At 43.7% G+C, this 16,909-nt stretch carries 16 protein-coding genes; 13 read left to right on the forward strand and 3 right to left on the reverse strand.

The window, feature by feature from the left end; all coding sequences use genetic code 11:
- Positions 1-256 precede the first annotated feature (256 nt).
- The 3 genes from CXF62_RS13420 (at position 257) to pncB (ending at position 4,683) form a co-directional block, all read left to right on the forward strand.
- On the forward strand, positions 257-2,185 hold the full coding sequence (locus tag CXF62_RS13420; protein WP_102094769.1) for a glycine betaine ABC transporter substrate-binding protein: 1,929 nt from the start codon (positions 257-259) through the stop codon (positions 2,183-2,185).
- An 88-nt stretch (positions 2,186-2,273) separates the two neighbouring features.
- The gene (locus CXF62_RS13425) at positions 2,274-3,185 is read left to right on the forward strand and encodes an ATP-binding cassette domain-containing protein (RefSeq protein WP_102094770.1); all 912 of its coding nucleotides are present in this window, start codon (positions 2,274-2,276) and stop codon (positions 3,183-3,185) included.
- Positions 3,186-3,456: 271 nt separating this feature from the next.
- Complete coding sequence (pncB, locus tag CXF62_RS13430; RefSeq protein WP_102094771.1) at positions 3,457-4,683, forward strand: nicotinate phosphoribosyltransferase; 1,227 nt, start codon at positions 3,457-3,459, stop codon at positions 4,681-4,683.
- A 94-nt stretch (positions 4,684-4,777) separates the two neighbouring features.
- Here pncB and xseB read toward each other — a convergent pair whose 3' ends face one another.
- From xseB to CXF62_RS13445, 3 genes are all read right to left on the reverse strand, one after another.
- Complete coding sequence (gene xseB / locus CXF62_RS13435; protein ID WP_101205385.1) at positions 4,778-5,023, reverse strand: exodeoxyribonuclease VII small subunit; 246 nt, start codon at positions 5,021-5,023, stop codon at positions 4,778-4,780.
- Between the two features lie 58 nt (positions 5,024-5,081).
- Positions 5,082-6,614: an exodeoxyribonuclease VII large subunit gene (gene xseA / locus CXF62_RS13440; RefSeq protein WP_102094772.1), complete on the reverse strand. Its 1,533-nt coding sequence runs from the start codon at positions 6,612-6,614 to the stop codon at positions 5,082-5,084.
- Positions 6,615-6,983: 369 nt separating this feature from the next.
- Positions 6,984-7,352, reverse strand: coding sequence for a hypothetical protein (locus CXF62_RS13445; protein WP_102094773.1), 369 nt, complete (start codon positions 7,350-7,352; stop codon positions 6,984-6,986).
- Between the two features lie 302 nt (positions 7,353-7,654).
- Here CXF62_RS13445 and CXF62_RS13450 point away from each other — a divergent pair, with 302 nt between their 5' ends.
- From CXF62_RS13450 to CXF62_RS13495, 10 genes are all read left to right on the forward strand, one after another.
- Positions 7,655-8,314, forward strand: coding sequence for an alpha/beta hydrolase (locus tag CXF62_RS13450; RefSeq protein WP_102094774.1), 660 nt, complete (start codon positions 7,655-7,657; stop codon positions 8,312-8,314).
- Positions 8,315-8,447: 133 nt separating this feature from the next.
- Entirely contained in the window at positions 8,448-9,548 is a 1,101-nt protein-coding gene (gene zapE, locus CXF62_RS13455) for a cell division protein ZapE (protein WP_102094775.1), read from the forward strand.
- 121 nt (positions 9,549-9,669) lie between these two features.
- Positions 9,670-10,338 (forward strand): nitroreductase family protein, encoded by a 669-nt coding sequence (locus tag CXF62_RS13460; RefSeq protein WP_102094776.1) that lies wholly within the window; start codon positions 9,670-9,672, stop codon positions 10,336-10,338.
- A gap of 126 nt (positions 10,339-10,464) precedes the next feature.
- Positions 10,465-11,757, forward strand: a complete 1,293-nt coding sequence (locus tag CXF62_RS13465; protein WP_102094777.1) for an NAD(P)H-dependent glycerol-3-phosphate dehydrogenase — start codon at positions 10,465-10,467, stop codon at positions 11,755-11,757.
- Positions 11,758-11,814: 57 nt separating this feature from the next.
- Complete coding sequence (locus tag CXF62_RS13470) at positions 11,815-12,273, forward strand: SixA phosphatase family protein (protein ID WP_102094778.1); 459 nt, start codon at positions 11,815-11,817, stop codon at positions 12,271-12,273.
- A 188-nt stretch (positions 12,274-12,461) separates the two neighbouring features.
- The gene (gene gspL / locus CXF62_RS13475) at positions 12,462-13,733 is read left to right on the forward strand and encodes a type II secretion system protein GspL (protein WP_102094779.1); all 1,272 of its coding nucleotides are present in this window, start codon (positions 12,462-12,464) and stop codon (positions 13,731-13,733) included.
- A gap of 32 nt (positions 13,734-13,765) precedes the next feature.
- Complete coding sequence (gene gspM / locus CXF62_RS13480; protein WP_102094780.1) at positions 13,766-14,335, forward strand: type II secretion system protein GspM; 570 nt, start codon at positions 13,766-13,768, stop codon at positions 14,333-14,335.
- A gap of 224 nt (positions 14,336-14,559) precedes the next feature.
- Positions 14,560-14,961, forward strand: coding sequence for a DUF4870 family protein (locus tag CXF62_RS13485; RefSeq protein ID WP_227526596.1), 402 nt, complete (start codon positions 14,560-14,562; stop codon positions 14,959-14,961).
- A gap of 214 nt (positions 14,962-15,175) precedes the next feature.
- Complete coding sequence (locus tag CXF62_RS13490; RefSeq protein WP_102094782.1) at positions 15,176-16,210, forward strand: quinone-dependent dihydroorotate dehydrogenase; 1,035 nt, start codon at positions 15,176-15,178, stop codon at positions 16,208-16,210.
- Between the two features lie 30 nt (positions 16,211-16,240).
- Positions 16,241-16,738, forward strand: coding sequence for a CvpA family protein (locus CXF62_RS13495; RefSeq protein ID WP_057759516.1), 498 nt, complete (start codon positions 16,241-16,243; stop codon positions 16,736-16,738).
- Positions 16,739-16,909 lie beyond the last annotated feature (171 nt).

The raw sequence follows: 16,909 nt of genomic DNA on the forward strand, positions 1-16,909 counted from the left end.
TAAAATTAAGAGCGACTTTTCATAAGAGCTTTATCAAAATTATCGTAAATTTATATACTGCGTTAATCGACAAATAAGCGTTTGTCATCACTTCTATAAATCGCTACACTTTGTAGTAAGTCTAAACAACAGTAGATAGTAGCTGAATGGTCTATGGCTAGCCTTGGTAAACATGATATAGACCTTTCAGCTGATTTTTAGTTCTATTGTTCTAATAGTGATTTCATGCCTATACAACATAATAATAGGAAAGAGTATGCGCCAATGGATTGCATTAAGCTTACTGTGGATGAGCGCGTTACTACTGCCTTTATCGGCGTCTGCTGCCTGCAATTCAACGATTAAATTTGGGGCACTAACCTGGGAGAGTGGGCAGTTCACCTCCGGCGTACTCAGACATATCGTAGAAGATGGATACGGTTGTACGGTAGAAGAAGTGCCAGGAGCAGGGCCTGCACTTGATACAGCGCTATCACAGAATGACATTCAGGTCATCGGGGAGCAGTGGGTTGGCCGTTCGCCAATCATGGAAAAAGCCATTGAGCAAAATAAAGTGGCCATCATCGGTGATACGCTAAAAGGTGGTGCAACTCAAGGCTGGTATGTCCCAAGATATGTATTGGAAGAAAACCCAGGACTTCGCAGCTATCAAGATTTGCCTAAATATACTGAGCTATTTAAAGACCCTGAAGATCCTGGTAGATCACGCTTTATGAACTGTCCCTCTGGTTGGACGTGTGAGATTTTCAACACACGTTTGCTAAAAACCACCGGTCTAGACAGCCTCTTTAACAACGCACACCCTGGCACGGGTGCTGCTCTCGATGCCGAAATTGCCTCCGCTTTCGAGCAGCATAAGCCACTGTTGTTTTACTACTGGCAACCCACTGGGCTAATGGCAAAATATGACCTTGCGCCATTAGAGTTCCCAGCTTATGAGGATGCTTGTTGGCAAAATCTGCTGCTCGCTGATGGTAAGATGGATTGTGTGTCAGGATTCCCAGTATCGCCGTTAGGTATTGCCGTTTCTACTCCATTTATAGAATCTAATCCTGAACTAGCAGCTGTCTTTGAAAAGGTGCAATTTACCTCTGATGAGCTAAACGGTGCTATCTTGGAGATGAGCGAAAGTAAACGCACTGGCGATGAGCAGGCCATGGTTTTTTTGCGTGACAACCCAGAGGTTTGGCAAGCATGGTTATCCGATGAGGCTGCTACCAATCTCGCTACCAAGTTAGGCCTTAGCTCAACGGGTGCTATCTCTACAGAAGCAACTGCATCTAGTATCAATCAGTCAGCGCTCGCATCAAGCTTTCCTTCATGGTCACTTGAGACCCCGCTCAATAACGCTTTAGCAAATGTGGTCCAAAACTATGGTGACGTATTTCGTACTATTAGCACGATGGCGCTTACTTATCTGCTATTACCCATTGAACGATTATTAACGGTTATTCCGCCTTGGCTGATTATTGCATTTGTGACTGTGCTTGGCTGGCTTGGTGTCCGCAAGATTTGGTTCGCGCTGGCATGTGGTGCAGGGCTATTTTTGATAGGTGCTTTTGGTTTATGGGGCGCACTGATCGATACTTTAGCGCTGCTTATCGTATCGGTACTGGTCACGGTGGTGATTGGTATTCCTATTGGTATTGCTATGTCAGGTAGCAAACTGCTACGCAAGATAGTGACGCCAGTGCTAGATATCATGCAGACCATGCCGAGTTTTGTATATCTCATACCAGTACTGATGTTGTTTGGTATTGGTAAAGTGCCTGCGTTATTTGCGACTGTGATTTATGCACTGCCACCCTTGATTCGTCTGACGACATTAGGGATTACACAAGTCAATCATGAAATGGTTGAGGCAGGCCGCTCTTTTGGTAGTAAGCATTTACAGCTACTTCTCTGGATTAAATTGCCACAAGCATTGCCCAGTATTATGGCAGGTATCAATCAGGCCGTCATGATGTCACTTGCCATGGTGGTATTGGCCTCAATGATTGGTGCTCCTGGGCTGGGTGAAGATGTATTGCAGTCTATCCAAACGCTCAATATCGGTCAGGGTCTACAAGCAGGTACGGCCATCGTTATTGTTGCTATTATCATTGACCGTATTACGCAAGCATTTGGTCAAGGTAAGCGTACCCGTCAAAAAAACATCGAAGCAGGCAGACGTCCGATTGGGTAGAAGGTTGTGTAATGGTGGCATATGACTGAAACCATGGTAATCGACCGAAGCCCTGATAATAAAAACCACGTGAATAGTGAGAGCACCGATGAATCATATTCAACTAAAAAATATCAGTAAGATTTATAATGCCAGTAGCACGCAAGCACAGTCTGCATTGGCATTGCTGGCTGAGGGTATGGATAGCATCAAAGTAAAAGAGCAAACGGGCTATTCAGTTGGTCTGTATGATATCAATCTAGATATCAAGGCAGGCGAGTTGCATTGCATCATGGGTCTGTCAGGCTCAGGAAAATCAACGCTAATACGCCATATTAATCGTTTGATAGATCCAACCAGTGGCGAGATATGGGTAGATACTGCTCTGAATAGAGAACATGCGACTCACACAACAGCTGATAGGCAATCAGCGACAGATAATGTAAGTACGGTAGTAGAAGAAAGCTCTGCTACGGCTATTAATATTTTAGCGCTCAACGATAAGCAGTTGCAGCATTATCGTCAGCAGACAGTCAGTATGGTTTTTCAGCATTTCGGCTTAGTGCCGCACATGACGGTCATACAAAATGTTGCTTATGGTCTGCGTGTCCGAAAGATGAGCGCAAACGAGCGACATGAAACGGCTCGACATTGGCTTAATGAAGTCGGTCTATCAAATTTGGAGAACAGCTACCCTGATGAACTCTCAGGTGGTATGCAGCAGCGCGTTGGTCTGGCTCGTGCTTTGGCAACGGATAACCCAATTTTACTAATGGACGAAGCGTTCTCTGCGCTTGATCCGCTCATTCGCGCTCAGCTGCAAGACCAACTACTCGAATTGCAAGATCGATTGAACAAAACCATTGTATTTATTACTCATGATATTGATGAAGCTGTCAAAGTAGGTCAGCGCATCAGTATGTTAAATGGTGGTCGACTCATACAAACGGGCACACCAAGCGAGTTGCGGCATAATCCTGCTGATGACTACGTCGAGCAGTTTATGAGTGCAAAAGCGTAAGCCGTGATAACCATTTATGGATAGATTTTCTGGATAAACTTATACAATGTTCTTATAAATGGTTTAAGTAATCGCAATCGTTTTATTGGGATTCACTGTCATTTTTCAGCAATCAAAAGTGAACTCTGAAATAAATACCAAACTTCGTTATACTGAACGGCTTATCGATGGCTCATAATGAATGAGCGTGTATTGTTTATCGTCCACATATGATGTCGCTTTGTCTATCAAATGACGTTTGTTTCTTATTTTGCACTTTTAAGGCCATAGCATGACCGTTTCTTATGCACCTATTATTACTTCATTGCTTGATAATGATTTGTACAAATTTACGATGTTACAAGCCATGCTGCATCAGTTCCCGCAAACCCATGGTGTTTATCGCTTTCGCTGCCGTAATAACAAAGATGCAGCCTATCCGTTGGCTGATATCCAAAAAGATCTAGAGCAGCAACTAGACAGCTTATGCGAATTGCGCTTTTTGCCAGATGAGCTAGAGTACTTACGTAGCTTACGCTTTATTCGCTCAGATTTCGTTGACTACCTAGAGCTGTTTAAGCTAAAACGCCGCTTCATTACGGTAAGTACAGACGATAAAGGTCGCCTGTTTATCGATATCGAAGGGCCGATGATTCAAGCGATGTTTTTCGAAGTATTTGTACTGGCTATTGTTAATGAGCTGTATTTTAATGCGCTATCTAATGACAGCGTGATTGAAGAAGGACAACGTCGCCTCGATGCAAAAGTAGCGCTATTACATCAGTATGCCGAAAAGCAAAACCAGTACGGTCAGGATATGCCGCCATTTATAGTCGCTGATTTTGGCACGCGTAGACGCTTTAGTCGACGCTGGCAAGCACACGTAGTGGAAACGTTACATAAAGCCGAGCCAAAGATAGTTGGTGGTACATCAAACGTATATTTGGCCAAGCAATTAGGAATGACGCCAATAGGCACCATGGCGCACGAGTTTATGCAGGCGTTTCAGGCATTAGATGTGCGTCTGCGAGATTCACAAAAGGCAGCACTTGAAGCGTGGGTGCATGAGTACCGTGGCGACTTGGGTATTGCATTGACAGACGTAGTCGGTATGGATGCGTTCTTACGTGATTTCGATTTGTATTTTGCTAAACTATTCGACGGTCTGCGTCATGATAGCGGCGACCCTTATATTTGGGGCGATAAGGCGATTGCCCATTATGAGAAGCTAAAAATAGATCCAAAAACCAAGATTCTAACCTTTAGCGATGGGTTAGATTTAGAGAAGGCATGGGAGTTGCATCAATACTTTAAAGGTCGCATTAGAACTAGCTTTGGTATCGGCACCAATTTGACCAATGATATGGGCATTACGCCGATTAATATCGTGCTTAAATTGGTAGAGTGCAATGGTCAGCCAGTCGCTAAGCTGTCTGATAGCCCAGGCAAGACCATGATCAATAACGACACGTATCTTGCCTATCTGCGCCAAGTCTTTGAGGTTGATGAACCTGAGTAAACAGAATATCAAACGGTTGCGTTGCCAAATGTGCCAAATGAGATTGATGCGCTTGGTTTGTCCAAACAGCTGCTATCTAGTGGCTGTTTTTCGTTTAACTATCAACACTGCTGGTAGATTTTTCTTCGGCAAAGGCGGCGTCTAATGCTTGCTGTACAGCATTGATACGAGTCTCGCAAACGCGATAAGCGGCAATAGACTCTTCGACCGTTGTCATTAGATTATCAATATCAGGCTCATCCTGTTGCTGTAGTTCAGCCGCATTGGTTTTTAAGATATCGTAAGCCGCCTTAAAGGTTTTTGGGGCGGCTTTTTTGCGTCGACGAGTAGGGGTAGTCATAAAGTTTCCTAATTTTTAAAGATAAGTTGATGAGTAATCGTTAGATATTACTATGTGGTTAAGTTGGAGCGCCTGAGGTTTCTGTCGCTTTCTTATCTATAGTGATATCGATAATCTGCGCTTTTGCGTTGCCATCTTTTAAAATAATATTGACGGTTTGCTCAGGATACAGTTGGGTATTACTAGTGAGCGTCTGCTTGTTTTGAGCATCCGTGAGCATGGTATAGCCTTGCTTGAGCACGCGAGACGGTCGATGTAATAGCACGATGTCACGTAGATGTTCGCTATCGCGCTGTGCTTGCACAATTTGCTGCTGTACGTTTTGCATGATTGACTCTTGATAACTTTTGCTATTAGTAGCGGCGTTTGCGAGCTGTTGACGCGCCAAGGTTTGCGTTTGTATATATCGCTCAGCTGTCAGTCTGATTGCTTGCTTTACTTGGCGCTGGGCACTTTGTTGAATACTACGCCATGCGTAATCACTGTCTTTTCGTAGAGCGGTTAGTTGGCCAATCGTTTGCGACTGTATTTGGCTCAATTGGCGTGCGGTTTGTTGCTCAGCCATATTCAATTTACGCTGAGCGGCTTGCTTGATTTGCGCTTGATATTGCAGCGTCTGAGTGACGAGCTGGGCTAAATGGCTATGGATAGCGGCAATCACTTTTGAGGGAGTATCAAAGCTGGTATGCGCCACTTCATCCAAGATGACTTTGTCACGCTCATGACCGATGCCCACCCAGACAGGGACGGGCTGCTCAGCAACCAGAGCTGCCAACTCATAATCATTGAGATAAGCCAAATCACCAACCGCACCGCCGCCACGAATAATCACTAATAAATCTGGTAAACGCTGATAAGTATCGTAAAACTGCTGCTGGGCATTAACGATGGCTTGACGTATCTCAGCAGGCGCATGATTACCCTGAAAAGTCGCACTATGGTAGTGGAACTGACACGCACCTGTACTGGCTAAGCGATTGGCATCTGCTTGAAAATCGCCTAAACCAGCCGCCTTTTCAGGAGCGATGACCAGTACATGCTCGATATCAAAAGGGGCAGGTAGCTGTTGATTAAGATGTAATAGCCCTTCACCTGTTAGGCGGTCAACCATTTCTGCATATTGCCGTGCCAAGTCGCCTAGTGTATAACTGGGGTCGATATCTTCAATCGTGATTGAAAAGCCGTACTGGGCATGGAACCCTGCCGATACTTTAAGGAGTACGGTCAAATCACGCTCAAGCGGCATACCAGTCGCGCGTTCAAACTTAGCTAATACACGCGCAGCTTTAAAACGCCATAGATTGCCACGGCAGCTAGCGACCACTTTGCCATCGTCATCTTTTTCTGCCAGTTCAAAGTAGTAATGACCACCTTTACTCGACAGATTACGAATTTCTGCTTTGACCCACACTCTATGATCAAAGGTTTGTTTAATGACCATCTCAACCGCTGATAAATAATCACTTAGGCGTAGGACCGTATCCTCTAAATGGTCTTCTTGCTCAGCGAGTTCCGCCTCTAGAGTGGCCAAATCTTTGGCAGGTGCTAATACTTTGGCCTGTTTAATATTTGAAAGATTGGGTTTACGCATAATATTAGACCAAAGATAATGAAAATATAAAGACTGACGAGGATGTGCTGAATACGTAGCGGATAGTTTAACTTAAAAAGGAGAGTACAAAAAGCGAAGCCAACAAGCTTTGATTGATATATTATCTATATCGCAGTTTGTTGGCTGTTTAATCAGAGAAAGATTGTATGTCACTTAATGTTAGCGGTTAGATCGTAAACCTGTTTGCGTTTAAAAGAGATTGTCGTGTAGAGAAAAGTAGATAGATATTTTTAGCTAGATATAGTCGGTTCGAGATAATTCAGATACAAGGAAGGCAAGTGAAAGTGCTACAAATAATAGACTGAGTGAGCCTGACACTGTATCTGATTTATATGGTATTGACGATATTTATTGGCAACGGAAGTTAATGGTGTATTCGTAATCATCGCTACGTGACAAATCTGGTGTACCCGTGCCAAATATCGAGCCGACGACAGCACCTACTTGACCAACCATACGGCCAGTACGCTCGTTTAAGATGCCATTATATTTTACATTATCATCAACGATAATTACTTGCTTGCTTCGACAGGTTTTTTGAGCACTATCAATTGCGTTTTGCTGTGCCTTGACTTTGGTATCAGCGATACCTGTTGTCTCATAGATAGAGTTGGCACGCTGAATCACTGGTGAAGAAGGCGTACTTTGACAGGCGCTCAAAGCAAGTGCAGCCGCTAACGTTGCCGTCAAACTGGCAGTTTTATTAAAAGTATTCATAAATAATTCCTGATTTATATAAGCAGAACGTCTTAGCTATAGGCAAAGCTTTATGAATGTAGCTTATCTAGATATTACCTGTCTAGACAGTTATTGTGTGCTGTATTACCGGTATATTGCCGATGAACCTTGCCTTAGATATAAACCAGTTTAAAACCTTAAGAACAGCAATATTTCAAAACGGCAGATAACCATTATTGACCAAAAATAAAACAAGTCGCATTCGTACACAGCAAATCACTTGAAATATAAATTGTATCTAGGATAATTGAGCCATTCATTTTTTATTAATAAGTAATACTATGCAATTGATTCCTGCTCCTGCTGGTGTGCTCGAGGTTGACGCACTATGGCAAAATGATAATCCTAATGATCCAAATACAGACACGGTGGCGCTGCTGTGCCATCCCAATCCGTTGTTTGATGGTACGATGAATAACAAAGTGGTCACCACCATGTATCGCTTTGCCCGTGATAATGGTATGCATGTGGTGCGCTTTAACTTTCGCGGCGTTGGTCAATCGACAGGCGAGCATGATTATGCGGAAGGTGAAGTGGTCGATGCAATGACCGTGCTACAATGGATTGCTGAACAAACCAATGCTCGAAAGCTATGGCTGGGTGGTTTTTCTTTTGGTGGCTATGTCACAGCACGCGTGGCTGAACAAGTGCTTGAGGCCGCACATATATGGGGGCTGGGTGACTTTGAAGTGACGAAAATTGCCCTTATCGCACCATCAGTCGAAAAAAACGACAGTACTGATATTAATTTGCCTGCGGATAGAACTTTTGAGATTTATGGTAATGCGGATGAAGTGATTGAACCTGACAATATGCAGGCATTTGCAGACCGATTAGGCATTGAAGTCAGCGTGGTCGATGGCGCGGGTCACTTTTTCCATGGTCGCTTATCAGAGCTCAAAGGTTTATTAGACAAGCATAGCTTTGGGCAGGACAGCTAATTTATTTGCTACCTAGCTCAGCTTGATGGTTTCCGTTTTGATATGGTTTAGCATGGCTTGCTTGATAGTACCAGCGTTATGCTAAATTATCCTACTATTTTGATATTTATTTAATTCAACGATGAGTCGTATTATGAGTTTATCTCCATTGCAACGTTACGAGAAAGCTGTCAGTACAGATGAGTTTACTCGGGATGAGCAGCAATTTCAGGCCATGAGCTATCTTGATGAGATATACCATCAGCTCATCAATAGCGCACCGCAAAAGAAAGGTTTCTTTGGCTTTTTAAAATCTAAGCCTGTCGCGCCAACGGGTCTTTATATGTGGGGCGGTGTCGGCCGCGGCAAAACATGGATGATGGACATGTTTTATGACTCGTTGACCATCGAGCGCAAGATGCGTCTGCATTTCCATCATTTTATGCAGCGTGTCCATAGAGAGCTTAACAAACTACAAGGTGAGAGCGATCCACTCGAAAAAGTCGCCGATATTATTTATAAAGAAGCGGTTATTATCTGTTTTGACGAGTTTTTTGTTTCTAACGTCTCTGATGCCATGATATTGGGCGATTTGTTTACTATGCTGTTCAATCGCGGTATTACTTTAGTTGCCACCTCAAACATTGAGCCAGCTGGACTGTATAAAGATGGCTTACATCGTGACCGTTTTATGCCTGCCATTGCGGAAGTTGAGAGTCATACCACGGTAATGAATATCGACTCTGGAATTGATTATCGTCTGCGCGTATTGCAACAAGCCGAGCTATACGAAGCGCCGCTTACTAAGGCGAACTACCATTGGTTAGCCAACCGTTTTGCGAGCTTGTCAAATAATCAGAAAATTAGTAAAGAGCCCATTACTATCAATGGACGAGAAGTAAAAATCAACGCTTGTACCGAAGATATCTTATTCTGTGACTTCCGTCATCTCTGTATGGCACCGCGATCAGCCGCCGATTTTATTGAGCTTGCCAAACGCTTTAGCACCGTTTTAGTTGACTCTGTACCAGCGCTAGATGACGACTTGCGTGATCCAACGCGCCGCTTTATTTATCTCGTCGATGAATTTTATGATCGCCGTGTGAAATTATTGGTACGGGCAGAGCAGCCGATTCTAGACTTGTACCAAGGAGAAAAGTTGGCGTTTGAGATTGAACGTACTCGCTCACGTCTGCTTGAGATGCAGTCAGAAGACTATCTACGCATGGATCATCGAGTCGAAGATGTTGCGTAGTTTATCGCTGAATTGAGACTGCATATGTGTAGCTCTCAACTTCTCTATAGCTGTTAAAAAATAAGAAAATGATATTATAAATAATAAGTAGTGATAGATAATAATAAATAAGGATAAAACAATGACTACATCTGACAATGCTGATAATGAAAGCCAAGAAACTGAAGACAACAAACTGTCTATTAAGAATGTAGCAGCGAATGATATCTCATCTACCAGTGAAGAGCTGATAGGCTGGATAAATTCAAGACGCAGTATGGGCAATCTAAATGAGCCAGCACCGACGCGTGCGCAGATTGAATCTGCCATTGAGTGTGCGGCAACTGCGCCAGATCATAAAAAATTGCGTCCTTGGCGCTTCATAGTTACGCAAGGTGAGGCGCGCCATGAATTAGGCCGTGCCTTGCTCGAAGCTGTACAAGCAAAAGCGCTACAAGATGGCGAAGAGTTGTCTGAAAAAACCGTCACTAAAACTCAAAATATGCCGCTGCGAGCGCCGTTGATCATAACGGCTGTGACTCAAATGCAAGAACACAAAAAAGTGCCACCTTTTGAGCAAATGCTAAGTGCAGGTGCTGCTGTACAAAATCTAATCTTGGCATTAAAAGCTCAAGGGTTTAGTACCGTTTGGCGCACTGGGCTGCTGTGTAATGAGCCTGCAGTAAAAGCGTATTTCGGAGTGGGTGCAGATGATTATGTGACCGCTTTTGTTTATACTGGCACAAGTCCCAAGGATGAGTCCAAACGCAAACCTATCGATATCGAACCGCTAGTTCGCTTCGAGTCGTAATGTAGCTCAGTGCTGTCTATTAATAAGATTATAATTGCACAAAGTTGTAATTCAAAGATAATAAGGCCAGTCGCTGAGCACGATAGATTCTATTGATAATACGTCAGTCAACACGGATAAAAGAACATGACAAGCCCTAACAATAGTAATAAAAACAATACCAGTGCTAATAATGAGACGGACAAAGAGTCGTCTGAAAAGCAGAATGGTATGCTTGCAGGTATTCTTGAGCGAGCAACCAAGTCAGGTCTTGGCCGTAAAAAGTCAAACCCTAGTCCTGTTGGATCAGCTGTGGCAAAGGATATGGCAGACATTCATAGCAATCCTACCAAGCTGCGCTTGACGTTTTTAGGTGGTGGTAGCTTTGGTACGGCAATGGCAAATTTAGCCGCACGTAATGGCTGTGATACCACGCTATGGGTACGTAACAAACGTACCGTAAAAGCGATGGCCAAAACACAGACCAATAAAAAGTATCTACCAGGCTATAAGCTTGATGATCGACTGAAATACAGCCATGATTTGGCGGCAAGCGTCAAAGAGAAAGACATTATTTTTATCGCTGTGCCAGGTTTAGCCTTTCGCGAAACGCTAAAAAATATCGCGCCTTTTATCAGCGGTCAGTCTATTGTATCGTTGACCAAAGGTATGGAAAAAGACACCTTTGCGATGATGAGTGATATCATCAAAGAAGTGTTGCCAGAAGTGAACTTTGGCGTCATGTCAGGGCCGAACCTTGCTATCGAAATCATGAAAAATATGCCGTCTGCTACGGTTATCGCAAGTGAGTCGGAACCGTTGCGTCATGCCGTGCAAGCAGCATTACACAGTGCCTTCTTTAGAGTATTTGCTAGTGATGATATACGCGGCGTCGAGCTTGGCGGCGCGCTAAAAAACATCTACGCAATTGCCATGGGTATGGCAGCAGCTTATGAAGTAGGTGAGAATACTAAAGCGATGATCCTTACTCGTGCTTTGGCAGAAATGAGTCGTTTTGGTGTTGAAGAAGGCGCCAATCCGCTCACTTTCTTGGGCTTATCAGGGGTAGGCGACTTATACGCTACCTGTAGCTCAGAGCTAAGTCGTAACTATCGTATCGGTAATATGCTTGGACGCGGTATGAGTATTGATGCCGCGGTCAAAAAGCTTGGCCAAACCGCTGAAGGGGTAAATACCATTCAGCAAGTACATGAAAAGGCGACCAAGGCGGGTATCTATATGCCAATTACCCATGCGCTCTATGCGGTCATTTATGAAGACAAAGCTGCTCTAGGCGTTGCATTGCATCTAATGGAAGCAGGATTCCGTAGCGATGTTGAGTTTGTCATGGCGCATGATCATAGCAATGCTGCGCTTACCGCTCATATGAAAACCTCTGGTAGCAATACCAAAAGCAAAGACAGCGATGCTGATAAGTAAGATATATTACTAGAAGACAGTATTGAGAGAGTCGAACTTAGCGCTCCAAGGAAGGTTATGAAAATTATATTAGTACGTCATGGTCAAGCAGAAGACGAAACACGTCCAGATAGCGCGCGTCAGCTGACAGACTTTGGTCAGCAGCAGGCAGCACAAACGGCAGAATATGTGACCACTTACTATAGCCCAGATCGTTTTGTGGTCAGCCCTTATACGAGAGCGCGGCAGACATTATCTGCGTTCCAGTCGCGAGCGCCGCAAGTCGCCTCATCTGTGCAGGACAATATCACGCCCTCTGATGATGCGCGCCAAGCTCTGATAGATATTGCCAATATTGAAGCTGAGTGTTTGGTCGTTGTTTGTCATATGTCGATCGTCGCCTATATCGCGGGATTGCTTACAGGCGATTATCCAGAGTCGTTCTCTCTAGCGGAAGCCAGAGTGTTTGATATGGAATTTGTGATGACTGGCATGGCAACGGAAGTTGATCGTTTTGTTCCTGATCAGCCTTATTAGACTAGACTTCTAATATCTTGCTTATATGTAACTTGTTAGAGCATAGTTGATTGAATATAACGGATTTGAAATGGTATTTGCGAGAAGCATGCCAGCTATTAATCGTATAAAGTCATTCAGTTATTTTAAAAACCGTATCAACCTTAACAATATTTTGATAACCGCAGCAATAATTGAGGACACGTTCAGTGTTACATGTTTGGTTACGAGCGCAGCATAGCCCGCTAGCTGTCTGGCACGAAGATATACAGCAATGGCAAATGGTTGATGGTTGGCAACAGCTACAGACAATCTATGGTAACTATAAGTCCAATAGCCAAAAGGCGCTTTGTCTATATTTTCCCTCAAGTCATGCATTGCAAGTGGATACGGCACTTAATGCTGCTCAGCTTAAACAGCTTGGTAATGGCGGCAAGCAATACTTATTTGAAGAAACTTCATTAACACCTATTGAGCAATTGAACATCCGCCAATTGAGCCATGCTGATACGACGCAATTGTATGCACTGGCACAAAACGATATTGAGTCGTGGCAACAAAGCGCGCAGCTAGCCGGTATGAATATAGTAGCGTTACTGCCAGATTTTTTATTGTTGCCACCGCCAGAAGAGGGCGCAGGTCAGCAAGTGACTCTTTATCAAGATTCGCAGACTATGCTGCTGCGCCAATCATTGCGTCAAGGTATGGCCGTCAGCTATTTACCACTAATGTTTGAGCGTTTCCCGCATTTAAGTGAGGTAATGGTGTTGCCTTCTATTGAGGCAGCTATTGACGCATCGCTTGACTCGCTAGATTCCTCATCGACGCTAGAGTTAGTGGCGCAAACTAAAACGTTGATCGCTGATCATCAGCTATTGCTGACGACCCTGCCTACAGTACCTAAGCCAATTGACAGTCCCGAACGTCACGCGCTTAATTTCTTTATGAAATCTAATGACTCACAACTATCACCATACCTACGGATGGCAATGATGGTTGCGCTATCAGCGTTAGTGCTGCAAATGGCAACCGATGGTGTACAGTGGTATAAGTATAATCAAGCAACCGCAGCAACCAAGACTGCAATTGCGGCACAATATCAGTCTTGGTTTGCCAATGAGCCACTGAGTACGCGCACCAAATTGCAAGTACAGCTGCAACCAAAACTGCGTAGCGATAGCCAAGCGCCTGCATCGCATATGGCCGCACTGTCACGCATATCACCATTAATTAAACAGTCCTCATTGCATGCACAGTCACTGGTCATGCAGCCATCAGCGCTCAGTTTTACCTTGATTGCTCCAGATCGCGGTAGTCTTGATAAATTCACGAGCACGCTGGTAGCACAAGGCTTAAATGCCAAACTTGCACAAGTGAATAGTAATGAGCAAGGTCAGTTTAGTGGTCAAGTCACTGTCAATGTGGTAGAAAACAATATTGTAGAAAACAGCGACATGACAAGCAATGCGGCAGCGTCGTAATTCATCAAGGTATTGGTAATAAAGGTCAAAACATGAAACGATTACAACGCCGTACCAAACGTAATGCAGCGGTCTCTGCAACCAGTATTAAGGCTCATGTATTGTCAGAGCGTATGAATAATTATCAAAATGTACTAACGACGCGCTGGCAAGGATTACCTCCCCGTGATCAGCTAGCATTAGCTATATTGTCTGTATTTCTGCTGTTGTTTATTGGCGGCTATGGTGGCTATAGCGTTCATCAAGCAGCGAGCGATAGTAAAAACGACTATCAGGAGCAAGTGGCGGATTATTTTTGGTTGCGTGCTCAAGCAGGTAATATTGATAGTAGTGCATTGAATACTGGGAATAACGCTACTGGAGAGTCTGATATGCCACCCGCTAGTCGTATCAATGCTCTGCTCAATAACTCAGGTATAGCAGATGCTCAGGTGGTTGAGACTGGTGATGCAGTGCAACTGAGCTTTACGCATCCTAGTCAAGCGGTTGTCAGCACTGCACTGGGTAAGCTTGAACAGCAAGGCTGGCAATTTACACAGCTATCTATGCAGCAAGACCTGACCAATAAATCTATTCAGGTACAAGCAACGGTCACTTCTTAAAATGCATCATTTTGTGATAAATATTTTAGATGCTTATGTCAGAAATTTTAGATACTTATATCACTGTATGCTTAGTACTCGACACTCAATCCTCGACAGCAAAATAATGCTTTATCGTTGGTATCATTGAAAAGCCATTTATCTGGCTCCATTAAATAGTTAACCATATTACTATCGAACAAAAATATTACCAGTAAGGAAAACCTCACATAATGCGGAACAGTATGAGCAACGATAAGCGCCGTTCGTTAATTACTTATAACCACATCACTTATTTCTTATATGTGATCAGCTACTTTACTGCGGGTTTACTGTGGATTGTGCCGATTGTCATGAATTATGCCAAGCGCCATGATGCTAATGGGTCATGGTTAGCCACGCATTTCGATTGGCAAATCAAGACCTTTTGGTACAGTATCGTTTGGTTCGTCATTGGCATTATTTTGATTACCTTCGCACTAGGCGGCTTTGGCGTTAGCGTATTGGCGGATAGTGGCAATATCGCTATTGGCTCAATATTATTAGCTGGTCTTGGTTTGCTCATTATGACTTTTACCTTTATCTGGCATTTATATCGCATTATACGTGGTTGGATTGCGTTGACTGATGGGCGTCCAGTACCGTAGATTTTTAAGAGTACCTTTGTGCTATGTCTTTAGCTTAGAAAACGACAATTCATTGTTATTTAGCAGAGACTCATCAGCATTGGTTACTGCTTAAATGTAGAAATTTAGCGACTGAAACTTTGCTCTTATTTCTGTTAAGCTGATATAATCGCTGCGCCCGATTTCATTCGCATTTTTTATTCACTATTTCTTCCAAGCAGGGTCTGCCATCACTATGTCTTATGCCTTACTTCGTCCTTTTTTGTTTAATATGGATCCCGAACACGCCCATGAGATGACGCTATCTTTATTGGATAAAGCGCATAAAGCGCGTGTTTTAGGCTTGGCGTATGGTCAGTCAATGCAACCAACAGACTGTATGGGTTTGCAGTTCTCTAACCCAGTTGGTCTGGCCGCAGGCTTGGACAAAAACGGTGACTATATCGATGCACTCGCAGAGCTGGGCTTTGGTTTTATCGAAGTAGGGACAGTGACACCAAGACCGCAAGTAGGCAACGATAAGCCAAGACTGTTCAGAATCAAGCAAGCAGATGCGATTATCAATCGTATGGGCTTTAACAATGAAGGTATCGATTATCTGATCGATAATGTCAAACGCTGCAAGTATAAAGGTAATATCGGTATCAACATTGGTAAAAACGCTGATACGCCAGTAGAGCAAGCTGCCGATGATTATGTCTATTGTTTAGAGCGCGCCTATCCGCATGCCTCATATATCACGGTCAATATCTCATCGCCGAATACTAAGAATTTACGTGATTTGCAAAGCGGCGAGGCCCTAACTCGTTTGATGGACACCATCAAGAACCGTCACAGTCAACTGGCCAATGAATATGGTTTTTATGTGCCACTGGTGCTGAAAGTTGCTCCTGATTTAGAGCCTCTGCAAGTGGATTATATCTCACAGCAGCTAATAGATTTTGAGATTGATGGTTTGATTGCGACCAATACAACACTAAGCCGCATAGGTGTCGAAGACTTGCGTGATGGCGACCAAATGGGCGGCTTATCTGGTCGTCCTGTGAGTCATATTAGTACCCAGATTTTGCAACAATTCTCTGATCAGTTAGATGGTAAAGTCGCTTTGATAGGCGTGGGTGGTATCGATAGTGGTGCCAAAGCCGTCAAAAAAATCGAAGCAGGCGCAGACATGGTACAGCTCTATACGGGGCTTATTTATCGTGGTCCTGGACTGGTGCAGTCTTGCATTCAGGCAATCGGTGGCTATTACGATGCCATGGAAAGTTAATCCAATAAATAAGGTAATAAGGCGTAGAGCATGAGTGGTTTAGATATTGTGATTGCTATTGTTGTCTTGATTGGCTTATGGCGCGGCTTTCAAGTAGGACTGATTAAAACAGCAATAGGCTTGGTAGGTTGGTTTATCGCCCTTATCGCTGCTACTAGGCTGGCAGGAGTAGTGTCGCCCCAATTGACGGGTATCGTACAAAATCCTGTACTACAGATGGCAATGGCTTTTTTATTGGTAGTGATTGCGATCTTGGCAATCATGCATCTGATGGCGTTTGTATTCTCAGGCGTGCTCAAAACCTTACGTTTGGGCGTCTTGGACAAAATGGCGGGCGGCGTATTGGGTGCTGCCAAAAACGTATTGATGGTCTTGGTTGTACTGAGCGTCAGTGCGCCATTGCTAGTACAGATGCCGCAGTGGCAAACCTCAGTACTAGCGCCAGAGCTAATGCCATATGCACCGATGGGCAAGGCGTTGGTATCAGATGTGTTAGGCATGGCTTGGGATCAGGTCAATCAGTCGTAATTGTTTAATTGCCTATTATTTTATCTAATTGTCTATTATTTTACTTCTTTTTATACTTCTAAATGTTTGCACGTGTCATTGATAATCAAACATAGATTATCGAAAAATCTCGTTAAGTTTCTTACAATATCATCAGGTTAGCGGCGTGCGACAGTGAGTGATTTTAGCAAT

The organism is Psychrobacter sp. MES7-P7E (genome assembly GCF_002863645.1).
GTDB lineage: Bacteria > Pseudomonadota > Gammaproteobacteria > Pseudomonadales > Moraxellaceae > Psychrobacter.

Coding starts and splice junctions, on each gene's coding strand:
- CXF62_RS13420 (WP_102094769.1), top strand. CDS start 257: ATGCGCCAATGGATTGCATTAAGCTTACTGTGGATGAGCGCGTTACTA.
- CXF62_RS13425 (WP_102094770.1), top strand. CDS start 2,274: ATGAATCATATTCAACTAAAAAATATCAGTAAGATTTATAATGCCAGT.
- pncB (WP_102094771.1), top strand. CDS start 3,457: ATGACCGTTTCTTATGCACCTATTATTACTTCATTGCTTGATAATGAT.
- xseB (WP_101205385.1), bottom strand. CDS start 5,023: ATGACTACCCCTACTCGTCGACGCAAAAAAGCCGCCCCAAAAACCTTT.
- xseA (WP_102094772.1), bottom strand. CDS start 6,614: ATGCGTAAACCCAATCTTTCAAATATTAAACAGGCCAAAGTATTAGCA.
- CXF62_RS13445 (WP_102094773.1), bottom strand. CDS start 7,352: ATGAATACTTTTAATAAAACTGCCAGTTTGACGGCAACGTTAGCGGCT.
- CXF62_RS13450 (WP_102094774.1), top strand. CDS start 7,655: ATGCAATTGATTCCTGCTCCTGCTGGTGTGCTCGAGGTTGACGCACTA.
- zapE (WP_102094775.1), top strand. CDS start 8,448: ATGAGTTTATCTCCATTGCAACGTTACGAGAAAGCTGTCAGTACAGAT.
- CXF62_RS13460 (WP_102094776.1), top strand. CDS start 9,670: ATGACTACATCTGACAATGCTGATAATGAAAGCCAAGAAACTGAAGAC.
- CXF62_RS13465 (WP_102094777.1), top strand. CDS start 10,465: ATGACAAGCCCTAACAATAGTAATAAAAACAATACCAGTGCTAATAAT.
- CXF62_RS13470 (WP_102094778.1), top strand. CDS start 11,815: ATGAAAATTATATTAGTACGTCATGGTCAAGCAGAAGACGAAACACGT.
- gspM (WP_102094780.1), top strand. CDS start 13,766: ATGAAACGATTACAACGCCGTACCAAACGTAATGCAGCGGTCTCTGCA.
- CXF62_RS13485 (WP_227526596.1), top strand. CDS start 14,560: ATGAGCAACGATAAGCGCCGTTCGTTAATTACTTATAACCACATCACT.
- CXF62_RS13490 (WP_102094782.1), top strand. CDS start 15,176: ATGTCTTATGCCTTACTTCGTCCTTTTTTGTTTAATATGGATCCCGAA.
- CXF62_RS13495 (WP_057759516.1), top strand. CDS start 16,241: ATGAGTGGTTTAGATATTGTGATTGCTATTGTTGTCTTGATTGGCTTA.